This window comes from Bradyrhizobium sp. MI1.7, from assembly GCF_055811795.1.
Genome location: NZ_JBVVPO010000041.1, coordinates 67,018 through 82,915, shown reverse-complemented (window position 1 = coordinate 82,915; position 15,898 = coordinate 67,018). Strand labels below are relative to the sequence as shown.

Annotated in this window: 15 protein-coding genes; 6 read left to right on the top strand and 9 right to left on the bottom strand. The window is 65.7% G+C overall.

Annotated elements, in window-relative coordinates:
- Window positions 1-131 precede the first annotated feature (131 nt).
- The gene (locus tag AC0L3X_RS30425; protein WP_231143810.1) at window positions 132-518 is read right to left on the bottom strand and encodes a VOC family protein; all 387 of its coding nucleotides are present in this window, start codon (window positions 516-518) and stop codon (window positions 132-134) included.
- 417 nt (window positions 519-935) lie between these two features.
- Here AC0L3X_RS30425 and AC0L3X_RS30420 point away from each other — a divergent pair, with 417 nt between their 5' ends.
- Window positions 936-1,376 (top strand): antibiotic biosynthesis monooxygenase family protein, encoded by a 441-nt coding sequence (locus AC0L3X_RS30420; protein ID WP_084794946.1) that lies wholly within the window; start codon window positions 936-938, stop codon window positions 1,374-1,376.
- Window positions 1,377-1,426: 50 nt separating this feature from the next.
- Here AC0L3X_RS30420 and AC0L3X_RS30415 read toward each other — a convergent pair whose 3' ends face one another.
- Window positions 1,427-2,365 (bottom strand): DMT family transporter, encoded by a 939-nt coding sequence (locus tag AC0L3X_RS30415; RefSeq protein WP_063980713.1) that lies wholly within the window; start codon window positions 2,363-2,365, stop codon window positions 1,427-1,429.
- Between the two features lie 133 nt (window positions 2,366-2,498).
- Between AC0L3X_RS30415 and AC0L3X_RS30410 the strand changes: the two genes are divergently transcribed.
- The 3 genes from AC0L3X_RS30410 (at window position 2,499) to AC0L3X_RS30400 (ending at window position 4,537) form a co-directional block, all read left to right on the top strand.
- Window positions 2,499-3,095 carry a bifunctional transcriptional activator/DNA repair enzyme AdaA gene (locus AC0L3X_RS30410; RefSeq protein WP_063980714.1) on the top strand — a complete coding sequence of 199 codons (597 nt, stop codon included), beginning with the start codon at window positions 2,499-2,501 and terminating at the stop codon, window positions 3,093-3,095.
- A gap of 103 nt (window positions 3,096-3,198) precedes the next feature.
- Complete coding sequence (locus AC0L3X_RS30405) at window positions 3,199-3,765, top strand: TetR/AcrR family transcriptional regulator (RefSeq protein WP_354131626.1); 567 nt, start codon at window positions 3,199-3,201, stop codon at window positions 3,763-3,765.
- A gap of 49 nt (window positions 3,766-3,814) precedes the next feature.
- Window positions 3,815-4,537: a 3-oxoacyl-ACP reductase family protein gene (locus AC0L3X_RS30400; RefSeq protein ID WP_187387908.1), complete on the top strand. Its 723-nt coding sequence runs from the start codon at window positions 3,815-3,817 to the stop codon at window positions 4,535-4,537.
- Window positions 4,538-4,610: 73 nt separating this feature from the next.
- Here AC0L3X_RS30400 and map read toward each other — a convergent pair whose 3' ends face one another.
- The gene (gene map / locus AC0L3X_RS30395; RefSeq protein WP_063980716.1) at window positions 4,611-5,429 is read right to left on the bottom strand and encodes a type I methionyl aminopeptidase; all 819 of its coding nucleotides are present in this window, start codon (window positions 5,427-5,429) and stop codon (window positions 4,611-4,613) included.
- Window positions 5,430-5,536: 107 nt separating this feature from the next.
- Window positions 5,537-6,853: a mechanosensitive ion channel family protein gene (locus AC0L3X_RS30390; RefSeq protein WP_473317080.1), complete on the bottom strand. Its 1,317-nt coding sequence runs from the start codon at window positions 6,851-6,853 to the stop codon at window positions 5,537-5,539.
- A 210-nt stretch (window positions 6,854-7,063) separates the two neighbouring features.
- Between AC0L3X_RS30390 and AC0L3X_RS30385 the strand changes: the two genes are divergently transcribed.
- On the top strand, window positions 7,064-8,857 hold the full coding sequence (locus tag AC0L3X_RS30385; protein ID WP_063980718.1) for a potassium/proton antiporter: 1,794 nt from the start codon (window positions 7,064-7,066) through the stop codon (window positions 8,855-8,857).
- A 202-nt stretch (window positions 8,858-9,059) separates the two neighbouring features.
- On the opposite strand, the gene modC is transcribed toward AC0L3X_RS30385, so the two are convergent.
- From modC to mepA, 5 genes are all read right to left on the bottom strand, one after another.
- Window positions 9,060-9,722, bottom strand: a complete 663-nt coding sequence (modC, locus tag AC0L3X_RS30380) for a molybdenum ABC transporter ATP-binding protein (RefSeq protein WP_063986040.1) — start codon at window positions 9,720-9,722, stop codon at window positions 9,060-9,062.
- A 2-nt stretch (window positions 9,723-9,724) separates the two neighbouring features.
- Window positions 9,725-10,420 (bottom strand): molybdate ABC transporter permease subunit, encoded by a 696-nt coding sequence (gene modB / locus AC0L3X_RS30375; protein ID WP_028148288.1) that lies wholly within the window; start codon window positions 10,418-10,420, stop codon window positions 9,725-9,727.
- 13 nt (window positions 10,421-10,433) lie between these two features.
- The gene (gene modA / locus AC0L3X_RS30370) at window positions 10,434-11,219 is read right to left on the bottom strand and encodes a molybdate ABC transporter substrate-binding protein (protein WP_063980719.1); all 786 of its coding nucleotides are present in this window, start codon (window positions 11,217-11,219) and stop codon (window positions 10,434-10,436) included.
- Between the two features lie 193 nt (window positions 11,220-11,412).
- Window positions 11,413-11,916 (bottom strand): hypothetical protein, encoded by a 504-nt coding sequence (locus tag AC0L3X_RS30365; protein ID WP_063980720.1) that lies wholly within the window; start codon window positions 11,914-11,916, stop codon window positions 11,413-11,415.
- Window positions 11,917-12,258: 342 nt separating this feature from the next.
- Window positions 12,259-13,203 (bottom strand): penicillin-insensitive murein endopeptidase, encoded by a 945-nt coding sequence (mepA, locus tag AC0L3X_RS30360; protein ID WP_063980721.1) that lies wholly within the window; start codon window positions 13,201-13,203, stop codon window positions 12,259-12,261.
- A 468-nt stretch (window positions 13,204-13,671) separates the two neighbouring features.
- Here mepA and AC0L3X_RS30355 point away from each other — a divergent pair, with 468 nt between their 5' ends.
- On the top strand, window positions 13,672-15,837 hold the full coding sequence (locus tag AC0L3X_RS30355; protein ID WP_063980722.1) for a putative bifunctional diguanylate cyclase/phosphodiesterase: 2,166 nt from the start codon (window positions 13,672-13,674) through the stop codon (window positions 15,835-15,837).
- Window positions 15,838-15,898: the final 61 nt, after the last annotated feature.

The following is a 15,898-nucleotide window of genomic DNA, read 5'->3' as shown; positions in this document are numbered from 1 at the left end:
GAGAAGGCGCTCGGTCCGTTTCCGCAGACGCCCGTGAGGGCCGCGAGCTGACCGGATCGAGGACCATCTCGTCCGCCCCCCCCGGGGGGGGGGCCCCCGGGGGGGGGGCCCCCGGGGGCCTCGTCGTCTACCTACGACGAAAGCCCTCCCGGCGGGGTGCAGACCTCGACCAGGACATTGCCCGGCGCGGTGACATAGAAGTGCGGGACGCGGACGCCGCCGCCACGATCCATGGAGGCGATCCTGCTCGGGTCGAGGCCCGCGGCCTTTAGCTCGGCGTGCTTGGCTTCCACGTCGGCTGCCTCGTCGTAGTAGAAGCCGATATGGAAATTGGCGGGATAGTCGGCCGGCTCGCCCGTCCTGCCGCGCATCACGGTCAGGATGAAATCCTCCTTGTTGCGCAGGACGACGAGGGCTTCGCCACGCGAGGCATAGGGTGCAAAGCCGAAGAAGCGCTCGAAGAAGGCGGCAAGCGCGGTGACGTCCGAGGTCGCGAGGTTGAGATGTTGCAGTCGCATAGGTGCTCTCCGTTCAGGTGAAGGAACGGACGGAACGAGCTTCCACACTGAGCGGCGGCCGAGTTGACACGATGACATGACCCGCCGATCATCGTGACGATCGCGTCACTCTGTCCGGCCGTGGGTCCTACCGTGGAGACGGTGGCAGAATTCCTGGCAAGTCAGGAACAGGCCGGGCTTACCAATCCGGCCATGCCTTTTTCGGCGCGCTCCGGGTAGCAGAGTTCGCGCGCATCGGCAACGCCGGGAGCCGGTCAGGATGTTGCCGGCCCGGATTCCCGGCGCCGCCTACGCTCGGGGCGATTGAGCCGTCGAGAAAAAATTTCACACCAGCTGTCTTCGTTCTCCTGCCTCGTTCGTCTCAGCGCTGTTGGCCGGTCGAGTGGCCAGCCGATCTTCCGCAACAGGAGAATATCAATGTCCCGGACCAGACCTGAGCCGTCGCGTCGTGCCTTCGTTGCCACCGGCCTCGGAGCGGGCGTCTTGCTCGTCGCGCAAGCGGCGCCGTCCCACAGCCAGAACAGGAGTTCGAAAATGGAAGCGACCATTCGCACCGGTAGCGACGTCACGACCCTCGTCAACGTCTTCACGGTCGAGCCGGACAACCAGCAAAAGCTGGTTCAGTTGCTGAAGGGGGGCACCGAGACCTTCTTCAGCAAGCAGCCCGGGTTCATCTCGTCCAGCGTCCACGCCAGCAAGGAGGGCCGGCGCGCGATCAACTACTCGCAATGGGCAAGCGCGGGGGACATCGAGAATTTTCGCAAGGATCCGCGATTTGCGCCGTACATCCAGAGCCTTGCGGCGCTGTCGAAGGCCGAGACGATCCTGTGCGAGGTCGTCGAGGTCAATCATGCCTGATCTGTAACGGCGGCTCGGGGGCGGTCCAAAAGATCGCCCCGCGGACGCTCTTACGGTTCGAGACCACGGTGCCGCGCCGGCAGGGGCATCGTGATGGCGATGACCCCGGCGAGAATGAGCGTCATGCCTGCAAGGGCCGACCAGGTGAAGCGTTCGCCGAGCCATGCCGTGCCGAGCGCCACCGCGAAGCCGGCGCGCAGATAGCTGCCGCTGGTCGTGCCGAGTGGGCCGAGCGTGCGGATCAGGCGGAAATAGATCACCATCGCGAGCGCCGTGCAGATCACCGCGAGGCTGACGACGGCCGCGACCGCGTGCGAAGTCGGTGCCAGCGTCCAGGGTCGCTCGAGGACGAGTGCGGCAGGGACCATGAGGATCGCGGCACAGCTCATGGCGCTGGCCGCCGTGACGGTGGCGGGAAAGCCGGAGAACCGCTGCCCCCATATCGGTGCGAGCGCGTAGCAGAGGCTTGCGCCGAGCACGGCGGCCTGCGCCAGCGGGGCCGTCGTGCCCAAGGCGGACAGCGCATCGATGCCGATCGTCACCGCGACGCCCGCAAGACCGAGCGCGACGCCGATGATCTTCCAGCTGCTGATCGCCCGCCGCCCTCGTCCGGTCATCATCGCGATCGCGAGCACGAACATCGGCGGGGTCGCATTGAGCACGCCGGCGAGACCGCTTGCGATATGCAGCTCGCCCCAGCTGATCAGGGTAAACGGCAGCGCGCTCTGTAGCAGTCCCTGCACGAAGAAAGCCGCCCACACCGGTCCCCGGGCGGGAAGAGCGTGCCCCTGAGCGCGAGCGATCGCGATCAGGAGAATGGCCGCGATCGTCACGCGCGCGGCGACCATCGTGAACGGCGGGATCGTCGGGATTGCGACCTTGATCAGCGTGAACGAGCTGCCCCAGATTAGTGAGAGGAGGAGCAGGAGCCCGATCTCGAACGTGAGCGTGGTTTGTCCTGACGTCGTTTGTTGCGCCTGCGTGTGCATTGCGAATCTGCTCCGGGATGGACCGGGACCATGATCCGGCGTGGTGGCGCAGGCTGGCTGGATTCGGACCTCATCGCCCGATCGAGTCCGATTCCAGCTACTCGGCGGGCTGCGATGAAACTATTCTTCCGCCATGGCAACAGGCTCGGCACATCGGCAAACGCTGCCGCCGCATCTCGACTGGGACACCTGCGATCGGGCGCGGCTGGCGCGGGCACGCGCGTTCGACGGGCTGTTCTTCTCCGGCGTTCGCTCGACGAGGATCTACTGCCGGCCGGTCTGCCCGGTTCGCCCCGCTCGCTCCGAGAACGTCACCTTTTATGCGACCGCCGCTGCCGCCGAGCGCGCCGGCTTTCGCCCGTGCCTGCGCTGCCGGCCGGAAACCGCGCCCGGATCGCCGGCCTGGATGGGAACGGCCACCACCGTCGCGTGCGGGATGCGCCTGATCAATGACGGATTCCTGGATCGCGCGTCGATGATGGACCTTGCGGAAGTCCTGGGAGTCGGGCCGCGCCATCTGCTCCGCCTGTTCATGCGCCACGCCGGTGCGAGCCCGAGCGAGATCGCCACGACCCGCCGTGTGCAGGAAGCCAAGCGTCTGATCGACCAGACCAGCATGACATTGGCGGAGATCGCCTTCGCCGCCGGTTTCGGCAGCGTTCGCAGATTCAACGATGCATTTGTCGCGACCTACAAGCGGCCGCCGTCGTCATTCCGGCGCCGCCACTAGGCCGCCGAGCCAGGCATCACCCGATCTGCTTCCCGCCATGTCGCGGGCAATGCCGCCGCATTTGATAATTGACTATTCGTTCCAGAATAACTATTGTCGTGTCATGGCAAGGACCAAGGAATTCGATCAGGACGAGGCGCTCGATGCCGCGATCGGTGCGTTTCGCGAGCACGGTTTCGAGGGAACCTCGACGCCGATGCTTGTTGACGCCATGGGGATCGGCCGCCAGAGCATCTACGATACGTTTGGCGACAAATGGCAACTCTATTGCGCCGCGGTGCGCCGCTACGCGGCCAGCGAGGTCGAAGCCCATCTTGCCGCGCTGCGGGCGCCGCCGCGCGCGATTGACGGCCTCAGGGCGATGATCGACCGCGTCGTTCGCGACGCGAACGAGGCTTGCCTGGGCATCGGCTCGATCAGCGAGTTCGGCCGCTCGCGGGATGACCTCACCAGCATCCATGCGGCGTCAGGCCGCGCGCTCCAGGGCGCCGTTTCGAAACGCTTGCGCGAAGCGCAGGCCGACGGCGACGTGACGCGGGATCTCGACGCCAACGACGCAGCCGAGTTTCTGCTGGCGAATGTTGCCGGTATTCGAATCGCCGCGCGCGGTGGCGCCAGGCCGCGCCAATTACGGGCGCTCGGCGCCATCGCATTGCGCGCCCTCGGGTAATTTTTTTTGGTCAAATTTGGAACGATCGTTCAAAATAAGGAGAGAGAAAATGAGCAGCAAAGTCGCGTTGGTGTTTGGTGGAGCGCGCGGCATTGGCGCCGCGATCGCGGTCCGTCTCGCACGGGACGGGTTCGATATCGCGCTAACCTACGTGTCGCGACCGGACAGTGCCGCCGAAATCGTGTCCGCGATCGAGAACGCTGGCCGCAAGGCCGTCGCGATCAAGGCCGATAGCGCCGATCCCGCCGCGATCCGCGCGGCCGTCGCCGAGACCGTGAGCCGGCTTGGGGTGCTTGATGCGGTCGTCGTCAACGCGGGCATTCTCCGCCTCGGTCCCGTCGAGCAGTTCAGCCTGGAAGACCTCGACCTCATTCTCGATGTGAATATCCGCGGCGTCTTTCTGGCCATCCAGGCGGCAGCCGGGCAGATGCGTGACGGCGGCCGCATCATCACGATCGGGAGCAACACGGCGATCCGGACAGGGACGCCGGGAGGCAGCGTCTATGCCATGACCAAGGCCGCCGTTGCCTCCTTGGTCCGCGGCGTTGCGCTCGACCTGGCGCCTCGCCGGATCACGGTCAACAACGTCCAGCCGGGCCCGACCGAGACCGACATGACGGCCACGATGGTGTCGCGGCTGAAAGAGATCGTTCCGTTGAAGCGCGTCGGTGAGCCCGGCGAGATCGCCGCGCTGGTGTCATATGTGGCGGGCCCGGAATCCGGCTATATGACCGGCGCCAGCCTCACCATCGATGGTGGCTACGTGCTGTAAGAGGTCCGCCTCTGACGACAGATCGTCGCCGGCGAACAGGATGGCAGGATCGCATCGCGGTCCTGCCGGGCCATCACCCGATCTGCGTCTCGCCGTGCCGCTTCGACAGCGTGAAGATCTCGACGCCCGTCGCGGTCACCCCGACTGAGTGCTCGAACTGCGCCGACAGCGAGCGGTCGCGGGTCACCGCGGTCCAGCCGTCGGAGAGGATCTTCACATGCGGCTTGCCGAGATTGATCATCGGCTCGATGGTGAAGAACATGCCGGGCTTGAGCTGAACGCCTTCGCCGGGCCGGCCGATATGGATGATGTTCGGCTCGTCGTGGAACATGCGCCCCAGGCCATGGCCGCAGAAATCGCGCACCACGCTCATGCCCTGCGGCTCGACGAAGCTCTGGATGGCGTGGCCGATGTCGCCGGTGGTAGCGCCCGGCTTGACCGCTGCGATGCCGCGCATCATCGCCTCATACGTCACCTCGATCAGCCGCTCGGCCTTGCGGGCGATCGGGCCGACCGCATACATCCGGCTGGAATCGCCGTACCAGCCGTCGACGATGAAGGTGACGTCGATGTTGACGATGTCGCCTTCCTTCAACGGACGGTCACCAGGCATGCCGTGGCAGACCACGTGGTTGAGCGAGGTGCAGGTCGAGTAGCGGTAGCCGCGATACATCAGCGTCGCCGGATAGGCGCCGTGGCTGAAAGCGAAGTCGCGGACGAACTGGTCGATGCGCTCGGTCGGCACGCCGGGCCCGACGATATCGGTGAGCTCGTCGAGGCACTTCGCCACCAGCGCGCCCGCCTTGTGCATGCCGGCAAAGGCGCTCGGCCCGTGCAGCTTGATCTGTCCGGTCTTGCGCAGGGAGGTATCGGAGGCTTCGACGTAGCTCATGCGGGGCTGGTCTCGATGTCGGCGGAAGGGCTTGATTTCAAGGCCATAATCTAATGATCAGGGGCCTTCATGCAAGTCAGGCGTGGCTCTTGCGCCCGAAACAGGGCCTAATTCGGGACTTCTACGGTGGTTTCCACCGGCAGGGCGCCGCCCCGGACGCGAATCTCGCGGATGGGATAGGGAACCCGGATGCCCTCGCGCTTGAAGGCCTCCCATAGCGCCAGCATCACGTCACTCTTGACGCCATCCATGCCGTCGGGGTCCGCGATCCAGAAGGTCAGCGAGAACTTCATCCCGGCTTCTGCGAACTCGGTCAGGATGCTGTTCGGCGGCTTGCCCTTCTGCGCGCGGGGATGGGCGGCCGCGGTCTCCGCGGCGAGCTTGCAAACCAGCCGCGGGTCGGCGTCGTAATTGGTGCCGAAGGCGATCTTCACCAGCGTGTTCTTGTCGGTGTAGGTCCAGTTGACGACCTTCTGCGTCACCAGGTCCTCGTTCGGCACCAGGAATTCGCGGCCATCGCCGGCGGCGACGGAAATATAGCGCGTCTTCATCGCGCTGATGCGCCCGGTATTGTCGCCGATGGTGACGAGGTCGCCCGGCTTCACCGACTTGTCCGCAAGCAGGATGATGCCCGAGATGAAGTTGGCGACGATCTTCTGTAGGCCGATACCGATGCCGACGCCGACCGCGCCGGAGAACACCGCAAGCGCCGAGAGATCGATACCGACCGCGCCGAGCGCGATGACGATTGCGATGGCCAGCAGCCCGATCCGGATGATCTTGACCAGCAGCACCTGCACCGACGGGGTCAGATCGGTGGTCGAGTTGATCCGGCTCTCGGCGAAATTGCTGGCGATGTTGGTGGCCCAGAGCGCGATGAGCAGGAGCGCGCCGGCCTTGATCACCAGCAGCGGCGTCAGCCGCAGGCCGCCGAGCACGATCGCAAAGGAATCGAGCAGGTCGACCGTCGTGTCGAGCTGTCCGATGATGGACAGCGCCGCGACGAACCACGCCGAGATCGATACCAGCTTGACGATGAAGGCGTTGCGCAGCACCGAGGTCACGAGCCGGATCGCAAGCCAGGCCAGTCCCAGCTTGGCGGCGACCATCAGGAGATAGCTGCGGCTCGGCCAGGTCGCGTGATACATCACCACGCGGGAGAGGATCACCATCAGGGTGAACACCGCCGTCGAGGCGCTCGAGACCATCACCCGGGCGAAGTGCCGGAGCGGCAGCGGCCAGTGTATCGCCAGCGATGTCAAGTCGATGCGGTTGCGAACCCCGGCTTCCGCGGCATAGGCGATGCCGGCCGCGGCCAGGATCAGGCCGAATTGCAGGTAGAACCAGGGCGAGGAGATTTCCGCCCCGACGCTGCGCGCGGTGGTCTGCACGAACTCCATGAAGTCTTTGAGGTCCATGTCCATCAGTCTCGTCGGGAAGCGGGCGGCAGGGATTGATTCGAGGGCGCCGCAGATTCCCACAAAGGGAGCGGCCCGGCCATCGATACACCGCTAAGTGAGGTGCGTTAAGGCCGCAAAATACGGGCAGATTGCCGCGAGTGGGAGAAAATGGGTTGGCGTGGGAGTCTGCCGACGATAAGGATGCAATTCCAGCGATTTGTACCCGGAAGGTGGATGGCTTCCCTCGACTCTGTCAGCCTCGCCATATTGCTCGGCGCCGTCCTCGTCATGGCCGGTATCCTGTCGAGCCTGCTTGCTCTGCGCTTCGGCGCGCCCCTGCTGCTCGTCTTCCTTGCCATCGGCATGCTCGCGGGCGATTCTGGCCCCGGGCAGCTTCAGTTCGACGACGTCCGCACCACCTATCTGGTCGGCTCGGTGGCGCTGGCCCTGATCCTGTTCGACGGCGGCCTGAAGACGCGCTTTGCCAGCATCCGCACCGTGCTCGCGCCGTCCGTTGTGCTCGCGACCGTCGGGGTGCTTCTGACCGCGCTGATCACGGCGCCGTTCGCCAAATACGCGCTCGACCTCAACTGGACGGAATCGCTGCTGGTCGGTGCCGTCGTGGCCTCGACCGACGCGGCTGCGGTGTTCCTGCTGGTGCACACCCAGGGCCTGCGCCTGCGTCCGCGCGTCGGCGCGACGCTGGAGGCCGAATCCGGCACCAACGATCCCTTCGCGATCTTCCTCACCCTGATGCTGGTCGAATACATCTCGCTGGGATCGAGCTCGGCGGGCCATGTGGCGATGGAGTTCATCCAGGAGGCGGTGCTGGGCGCCGTCGTCGGCTTCCTCGGGGGACGTCTCGTCGTCGTTGCGCTCAACCGGGTTGCGCTGCCGCAGGGCCTGCATGCGCCGTTTGTCACGACCGCGGCGCTCGTGATCTTCGGCGGCTCGCAGATCATGCACGCCTCCGGATTCCTCGCGGTCTATCTCGCCGGCATCATCATCGGCAACCGCCCGACCCGCGCGCATAATTCCGTGGTGGCATTCCTGGATGCCGCGACGTGGCTGGCGCAGATCGTGATGTTCGTGCTGCTGGGCCTGCTGGTTTCGCCGAGCCGGCTCGGCACGAGCGTGCTGCCGGCGGTCGGGGTTGCGTTCGTCCTGATGCTGGTCGCGCGGCCGATCGCGGTGTTCGTGTGCCTGGCGCCGTTCCGCTTCAACTGGCGCGAAAAGATCTTCATCGCCTGGACCGGCCTGCGCGGTGCGGTCGCGATCTTCCTGGCGTCGATCCCGATGCTGGTCGGCCTGTCGAAGGCCTATCTCTATTTCGACGTCGCCTTCGTCGTCGTCATCATCTCGCTCCTGCTGCAGGGCTGGACGCTGGCGCCGGCAGCGCGCAAGCTGCACGTGGCGCTGCCGCGCGCCGAGCGTGGTCCACGCCGCGTCGAGCTGGATCTGCCCGGCCAGCTCGAGCAGCAACTCGTCGGCTATCCGGTGCGGCCCAAGAGCCTGTATTTCCGCCGCGGTCTGATCCCGTCCTGGTCCAAGCCGACGCTGGTCATCCGCAACGAGAACATTTTGACCCCGACAGAAGCCGATCCGATCGCGCCCGGCGACTACATCTATCTGCTGGCCCCGCCGGAAAAGGCCGAGTCGCTCGACCGCTTCTTCGTCGACATGCAGCCGAGCTCGGCGCCGGATCCGCATCTGCTCGGCGACTTCATGGTCTCCGGCGAGCACACGCTGGCCGAGCTTGCCGAGATCTACGGCGTCAAGGTCGGCGAGGATGACGGCAAGCTGACCCTCGCCGACTATTTCGACGTCCATCTCGATCGCGCGCCGAAGGAAGGCGCCGAGCTGCCGCTGGACGAGATCGTGCTGGTTGCGCGCAGCATCTCCGGCGGCCGCGTCAACGTCGTCGGCCTGCGTCTGCCGGAGGACGAGGAGACGCCCGCGCCGCTGACGCGCCGGCAAGCGCTGCGGCGCAAGCTCGCGGATTTGTGGACGTCGGTGGCGGGGGTTTAGCGCTCACCATTGCTTGCGCGCCGCCGCCACAACCTCGCTGTCATCGCCCGGCTTGATCGGGCGATCCAGTAATCCGAGACGATTGTGATTGAACCGAGAAGCCGCGGCGTACTGGATGCCCCGCCCCCGTGCGCAATTGCGCACTAGGCGGGGCATGACAGCGATGGTGGGGCGAGGTGTCTCGGCAAGTCGTCAGCGCCCCTCACGTCAGCACCTTCACCCCGCCGAACGATGTCACCCGCCCCTGCTTCAGCATCACGATCTGCGTCGCGAGCTGGCGCAATTCTGCGACGTCGTGGCTGACATAGACCATGGGAACATTGGCTTCATCGCGCAGCCGCACCAGATACGGCAGGATCTCCAGCTTGCGGCCCTCGTCGAGCGCGCCGAGCGGTTCGTCGAGCAGCAGCAGGCGCGGCCTCGACAGCAGCGCGCGCCCGAGCGCGACGCGCTGGCGTTCGCCGCCGGAGAGCTTTCCTGGACGGCGATCAAGGAGCGCGCCGATGTCGAGCAGCTCGATGATGCGCCTGTGCTGGGCAGGATCGGGCGCGAGGCTGTTCATCCGCCGGCCGTAGTCGAGATTTTGCGCGACGTTGAGATGCGGAAACAGCCGCGCGTCCTGGAATACGTAGCCGATGCGGCGGCGCCAGGTCGGGACATGGATGCCGGCGGCAGTGTCGTCGACGGTCTCGCCGTCGATCACGATGGTGCCGCGGTCGGGCCGCAGCAGGCCCGCGATCATGTTGACCAGCGAGCTCTTGCCGGCACCGGACGCGCCGAACAGGCCGATGACGCGGCCTTCGCTGGTGAAGGTTGCGGAGAGCGAGAATTCGCCGAGCTGTTTTTCGATGTCGACGCGCAGCATGGTCAGTTCCCGTGCAGGCGTTGCGTGGCGCGGCGGGCGAACCATTCGGCGGCGATCAGCGCGCCGAGCGCGAGCACGATCGAGATGATCACGAGTCGTCCCGCGGCCGCGTCGCCATCGGGCGTCTGGATCAGCGAGTAGATCGCCGACGAAATCGTCTGGGTTTCGCCGGGAATGTTGGAGACGAAGGTGATGGTCGCGCCGAACTCGCCGATCGCCTTGGCAAAGCCCAGCACCATGCCGGCGAGCACGCCGGGCAGCGCCAGGGGTAGCGTCACCGTGAAGAACACTTTCCAGGGCGCCGCTCCCAGCGTCTCGGCCGCCTGCTCGAGCCGGCGATCGATCGCCTCGATCGACAGCCGCATCGGGCGCACCAGCAGCGGAAACGACATCAGGCCGCAGGCGAGCGCCGCCCCGGTCCAGCGAAACGCGAAGACGATACCGAGATAGTCGGCCAGAAATCCGCCGACGAGTCCCTTGCGACCAAAGGTGAGGAGCAGGAGATAGCCCGTAACGACAGGCGGCAGCACCAGCGGCAGATGCACGAGCGCATCGAGCACCGATTTGCCCCAGAAATCATGGCGGGCAAGCAGCCATGCCAGCGCAATGCCGAACGGCGTTGCGACCAGCGTGGCGATGACGGCGACCCTGAGCGAGAGCAGGATCGCCGTCCATTCGGCGGGAGAGATCTCGAGCATCAAGTCGTAGATATCAAGTCGTCGGGCTGATCAGGAACTTGAAGCCGTATTTTTCCAGAATGGTCTTGGCAGCGGTCGAGCGCAGAAAGGCGAGATAGTCGTTGGTCTCGGGCTTCGCGGTGGTGGTCGCGGCAACCGGATAGATGATCGCGGGATGCGAATCCGCCGGGAAGGTGCCGACGACCTTCACGCCGGGCTCGACCTTGGCGTCGGTCGAATAGACGATGCCGAGATTGGCCTCACCACGCGCCACCAGCGTCAGCGCGGCGCGCACGCTCTCGGCCATGGCGAATTTCGGCTCCGCAGCCTGCCATGCGCCCAGCTTCTCCAGCGCCGCCTTGGCGTATTTGCCGACCGGCACGGACTTGACGTCGCCGGTCGCGATCTTGCCGTCGCCCGCGAGCTTTGCGAGGTCGAAACCCTGCGCGATCGTGACGTTGTCGATCTTGGAGTCCTTCGGCGCGATCAGGACGATGCTGTTGCCGAGCAAATTGACGCGGGTCGGCTCGTTGATGGTCTTCTTGGAGATCGCGTAGTCCATCCAGTCGGTGTCGGCGGAAACGAACACGTCGGCCGGCGCGCCCTGCTCGATCTGCTTGGCGAGAACCGAGCTTGCGGCATAGCTGACGCTGAACTTGACGCCGGTCTTGGCGGTGTAGGCGGCGTCGATCTCGTCGAGCGCGTTCTTCATCGAGGCGGCGGCGAACACGGTGATGGTCTTGTCCTCAGCGGCGGCAGGCGAAAGGCTCGCGCTCGCGAGGAGGACGAAAGCGGTGAAAAGTCCGGCAATACGAATCATGGAATGCGCTCCGTGCGAGTTCGCGCGCGCGAACGTACGCGCAAATCTGGCGTTGGGTGGGTTGGCGTGCGACGGGCGGAAGCGCTGTTCCACGTGTCCCCGCAACGACTTACGGCCGGCGGGGATATCGCAGCTGCGAAGATAGCAGGCTAAGCCTTCAGGTCAAAGGCGGCCGTTTGTCCAACCAAGCGACTTATTGTGCCGGCAGGATCGCGATCGACAGGGAATTGTCCTTGGCGCCGCTGACCTGGAGCACGAAAGGCTGTGCCGACAGCTCGTATTTCATGGTCTTGCGGATGCCGTCGCAATCGGTCGCGCCGCTGAAGGCCACGGGCTTGAGGAAATGCCCGTCCTGGACCACGTCGACCCAGGCCCCGGAGGACAGGCTGACGGTGTAGAGCCCGGCCTTCGGCGCCTTGATGCTGGTGAAGCCCGCGAAGGTGCCGTCCTTCGGCGCCCTTTCCGGCGGCGTCGGCAGCTTCGCGTCCGCTGGGGCCACCAGCCCCAGCGTGATGGCCGACGACGGCAAGGCCGCCTGCTCGCTCCCCGAGGCGAGCTTCGCGCGGACCGGCGCGGTGAGCGCGGCGCGCTCACGCTCGATCGGCCATTTGAACTTGTCGCAGCCGCTGGGCTCTTCGGCAGCCAGAGCGGAGGTCGCACTGAGCGAAAGCGCAGCGAGGAAGGTGAGGACGCGCATGTCAAATCTCATCGTTGGCCACGCGAACAATGCGGGGCTTGCGGTCATTGCTGAAAGGCGGGATGCGCGTCCCGACAGGGCCGCTCAGCTTACGGCAGAGCGGCAAGGCGATCCTAGCGCATTTCAGAGGATGGGAGCCAGTAATGACTCTGTCATCCCGGATAAGCGCAGCGAAGCGGAGCGCAGATCCGGGATCCATAGCCCCAGGGAGGAATTTGACGAAGACTCGGAGTTACCGCTTCGCTCAACCACCGCTCCCTGTGGTTATGGATCCCGGGCTCGCGCTTCGCGCGCCCCGGGACGACAGCGGTGGGTGAGGCGGCAGCTTGCCCAGCCAGCCGCCTATTGCTTCGCATCCACCGCGTGCAGCACCGCCTTGCAGGCCGCCGGCATCTGCGCCAGCGTCATCGGCGGCTTTGGCTTCGGCGGCTCCGGCGGAGGCTTCGGATGCAGCACGGCGTCGCTGAACCAGTAGGCGAGGTCGGACGGCTTGCAGCCTTCGTCCTCGGATTGCGACGACTGGCCTTCGCATTCGCTCGAGCCCGCCGGGCAGCGCATGCGGATGTGGAAGTGATAGTCGTGGCCCCACCACGGCCGGATTTTCGACAGCCATGAGCGGTCCCCCTTGGCCTCGCGGCACAGCGCCTTCTTGATCGCGGGATTGACGAAGATGCGCTGCACTGCCGGCTCCTGCGCTGCGTCGCGCAGCACCAGCACATGAGCAGGCGTGAACACCTTGGGGTCGATGTCGAGCCGGTCCTGGCGCACCATCATCACCGCCGACAAGTCCTCGCGCTCCTCGCGTGACAAACGACGGTCCGGCATCGGCGTCAGCCAGATGTCGGCATCCAGGCCAATTTGATGGCTGGCATGGCCTGACAGTGCCGGCCCGCCGCGCGGCTGGGCGATGTCGCCGACCAGAATGCCCGGCCATCCCGCGTCCTTATTCGCCCTGGCCGCGAGCCGCTTGATCAGCGCGATCATGTCGGGATGACCGTAATTGCGGTTACGCGACAGCCGCATCACCTGCCAATTGTCGCCGTTGAGCGGCATCTGCATGGCGCCGCCGATACAGCCCTTGGTGTAGGAGCCGATGACATGAGCCGTTCCCTTCGACGGCAGCAGCTTTCGCGCGAACAGCTCCTTGGCGCCGATGCTGGGATCGTTTGGGTTGGCGAGCGGCGGTAGCGGTTTTGGGTTGACGCTGCCCTTGTCCTGGGCCGGCGCGGCGCCGGCGGTCAGGAACGTCATGACAAGCAGGAGAGGGGTGAGGCGGCGGGGACTCATGCTGTCATCCTTATAACGCAACGCGGCGTCAGGGTTAAGAAACAGTCCTTCGGCCGAAATATTGTCCGAAAGTCGCAGTTCCCTACGCGCGGCCGGCCGATTTTTAACGACGCGATAACCCTCTCGTGCATTGACCAAAATTCGTGCGTGGGAGGCGTGCTCCCAGTCCTCTGTATGCATTCGCGCGCGATCTCGGAAATGATTCAAGGCAGCGCGCAATTTTGCGCCATCGCGTTCTCCGATGACGACGATGTGATGGGCTTGGCGCGCCCGGCGGCGCTGCCGCGCCGCGCAAAGCGGCAATGAGGGCTGCTTTTCTGCGGCCACCAGACTGTGCGACCGACCGACAAGCCACCCAAGATTACTTTTTTTTCAGACACTTGCCCCAAAACTTGCGGCCACTGGGCGCGACTGGGACGCATCAAGTTGAGTTTGGGGTTTCGAAAAACAACAAAGCGAAAGGGAGGCGTGCTCGCCCGGGCTCGCCGACAGCCGCGCAAGCCGCGCTTCGCGCGCGCGCCTCAATCCGTTTCCGAACGCGACGAACTCCTGCGCCGCCGCGCCGAGGCGGAGGCGGCGATTGCCGAGGCCCGCAAATCCCATGAGCGCCTGCGCCAGGCCATCGACCTCCTGCCGCAAGGCATCGTGTTTCTCGATGCCGAAGGCCGTTACGTGCTCTGGAACAGGAAATACGCCGAGATCTACAGCAAGACCGCCGATCTGTTCGAGGAAGGCGCGCGCCTCGAGGACACGCTGCGCATCGGCGTCGCGCGTGGCGACTATCCCGAGGCGGCCGGCCACGAGGACGAGTGGATCGCCGAGCGGCTGCAAAAGCTCTATCAGCCCGGCGCGCGCCACGAGCAGATGCTCGCGGACGGCCGCGTCATCCTGATCGACGAGCGGCTGACCGACGACGGCGGCGTGGTCGGCCTGCGCGTCGACATCACCGAGCTGAAGCAGCGCGAGGCCTCGTTCCGCCTGCTGTTCGACGGCAATCCCGTCCCCATGATCGTCTGTGCGCTCGACGACGAGCGCATCCTCGGCGTCAACGATGCCGCGATTTCCCATTACGGCTATAGCCGTGCCGAATTCGAGAAGCTGAAGATCCGCTCGTTGCAGGCTTTCGACAGCGAGCCGCCCTGGACCACCGATCGCTCCAGCGAGGAGCAGGCCGCACGCACCTGGAAGCACGTCAAGGCCAACGGCGCGCTGATCGACCTTGCGATCTATTCCCGCGAATTGACCTATGCCGACCGGCCCGCGGTGCTGCTCGCACTGATGGACATCACCGAACGCAAGCGCGCCGAGGCGCGGCTCGCCTTCATGGCCCAGCATGACGGGCTGACCGGCCTGCCGAACCGCAATCTGCTGCGCCAGCAGGTGGACGAGATGCTGCTGCATATGCGGCGCAGCTCCGACAAGGTCGCGCTGCTGATGCTGGGGCTGGACAATTTTAAGGCGGTCAACGACACGCTGGGACACGCGGTCGGCGACAAGCTGCTGCGCGGCGTCGCCAAGCGGCTGCGTTCGACCTTGCGCGAGGAGGACGCGCTGGCGCGGCTGAACTCCGACGAGTTCGCGATCGTGCAGAGCGGGCTGACGCGTCCCGAGGACGCGGTGATGCTGGCAAAACGCCTGTTGGAAGCCATCGCCGATCCCTATCTGCTCGACGGCCATTCCGTAGTGATCGGCGCCTCCATCGGCATCGCGATGGCGCCCGGCGACGGCGATGATTCCGAAAAGCTGCTCAAGAGCGCCGACATGGCACTGTCGCGCGCCAAGGCCGATGCCCGCGGCACCTTTGCGTTCTTCGAGGCCGCGCTCGATGCCAAGGCGCAGAGCCGGCGCAAGATCGAGGTCGAGCTGCGCGACGCGATCCAGAACGACGTGCTGCGGCCCTACTATCAGCCGCTGATCGACCTCCAGAGCGGCCGCATCACCGGCTTCGAGGCGCTGGTGCGCTGGCCGCATGCCGAGCGCGGCATGGTCTCGCCGGCCGAGTTCATTCCGGTCGCCGAGGAAACCGGCCTGATCAATCCGCTCGGCGGCTTGATGCTGCGCCGGGCGTGCCTGGACGCCGCGACCTGGCCTGACGATGTCCGCGTCGCCGTCAACCTGTCGCCGCTCCAGTTCCGCAGCGGCAATCTGCTTTCGGTCGTCACGGACGCGCTGAAACATTCCGGCCTGCCGGCGCGGCGGCTGGAGCTCGAGATCACCGAGACGTTGCTGCTCGAAAAGAGCGCGCAGGTGCTGGCGACGCTGCATGCGCTGCGCGCGCTCGGCGTCCGCATCTCGATGGACGATTTCGGCACCGGCTATTCCAGCCTCAGCTATCTGCGCAGCTTCCCCTTCGACAAGATCAAGATCGACCAGTCCTTTGTGCGCGATCTCGGCGCCAACCGCGAGGCCCAGGCGATCATCCGCTCCATCGTCAGCCTCGGCAAAGGCCTTGGCGTTACCATCACCGCCGAGGGCGTCGAGACCGAAGCCGAGCTGAGCTGCCTGCGGGCCGAGGGCTGCGACGAGGGCCAGGGCTTTCTGTTCAGCAAGGCCCGGCCCAACGCCGAGATCATCAGCCTGCTCGCCGCCCAGCGCGGCATCGATGGTGACGAGAAGGCTGCGATGGTGGCGTAAGGCGGGGCTGCCCCTTACCTCGCCCCGCTTGCGGGGAGAGGTCGGAATGCGCGCGTAGCGC

What these genes read in the sequence shown, in the direction of transcription:
- AC0L3X_RS30390 (WP_473317080.1), bottom strand. Translation starts at nt 6,853, where the DNA reads ATGGACATGGACCTCAAAGACTTCATGGAGTTCGTGCAGACCACCGCG.
- map (WP_063980716.1), bottom strand. Translation starts at nt 5,429, where the DNA reads ATGAGCTACGTCGAAGCCTCCGATACCTCCCTGCGCAAGACCGGACAG.
- AC0L3X_RS30365 (WP_063980720.1), bottom strand. Translation starts at nt 11,916, where the DNA reads ATGCGCGTCCTCACCTTCCTCGCTGCGCTTTCGCTCAGTGCGACCTCC.
- modA (WP_063980719.1), bottom strand. Translation starts at nt 11,219, where the DNA reads ATGATTCGTATTGCCGGACTTTTCACCGCTTTCGTCCTCCTCGCGAGC.
- AC0L3X_RS30405 (WP_354131626.1), top strand. Translation starts at nt 3,199, where the DNA reads ATGGCAAGGACCAAGGAATTCGATCAGGACGAGGCGCTCGATGCCGCG.
- AC0L3X_RS30420 (WP_084794946.1), top strand. Translation starts at nt 936, where the DNA reads ATGTCCCGGACCAGACCTGAGCCGTCGCGTCGTGCCTTCGTTGCCACC.
- AC0L3X_RS30400 (WP_187387908.1), top strand. Translation starts at nt 3,815, where the DNA reads ATGAGCAGCAAAGTCGCGTTGGTGTTTGGTGGAGCGCGCGGCATTGGC.
- AC0L3X_RS30385 (WP_063980718.1), top strand. Translation starts at nt 7,064, where the DNA reads ATGGCTTCCCTCGACTCTGTCAGCCTCGCCATATTGCTCGGCGCCGTC.
- AC0L3X_RS30415 (WP_063980713.1), bottom strand. Translation starts at nt 2,365, where the DNA reads ATGCACACGCAGGCGCAACAAACGACGTCAGGACAAACCACGCTCACG.
- mepA (WP_063980721.1), bottom strand. Translation starts at nt 13,203, where the DNA reads ATGAGTCCCCGCCGCCTCACCCCTCTCCTGCTTGTCATGACGTTCCTG.
- AC0L3X_RS30425 (WP_231143810.1), bottom strand. Translation starts at nt 518, where the DNA reads ATGCGACTGCAACATCTCAACCTCGCGACCTCGGACGTCACCGCGCTT.
- modC (WP_063986040.1), bottom strand. Translation starts at nt 9,722, where the DNA reads ATGCTGCGCGTCGACATCGAAAAACAGCTCGGCGAATTCTCGCTCTCC.
- AC0L3X_RS30410 (WP_063980714.1), top strand. Translation starts at nt 2,499, where the DNA reads ATGGCAACAGGCTCGGCACATCGGCAAACGCTGCCGCCGCATCTCGAC.
- modB (WP_028148288.1), bottom strand. Translation starts at nt 10,420, where the DNA reads ATGCTCGAGATCTCTCCCGCCGAATGGACGGCGATCCTGCTCTCGCTC.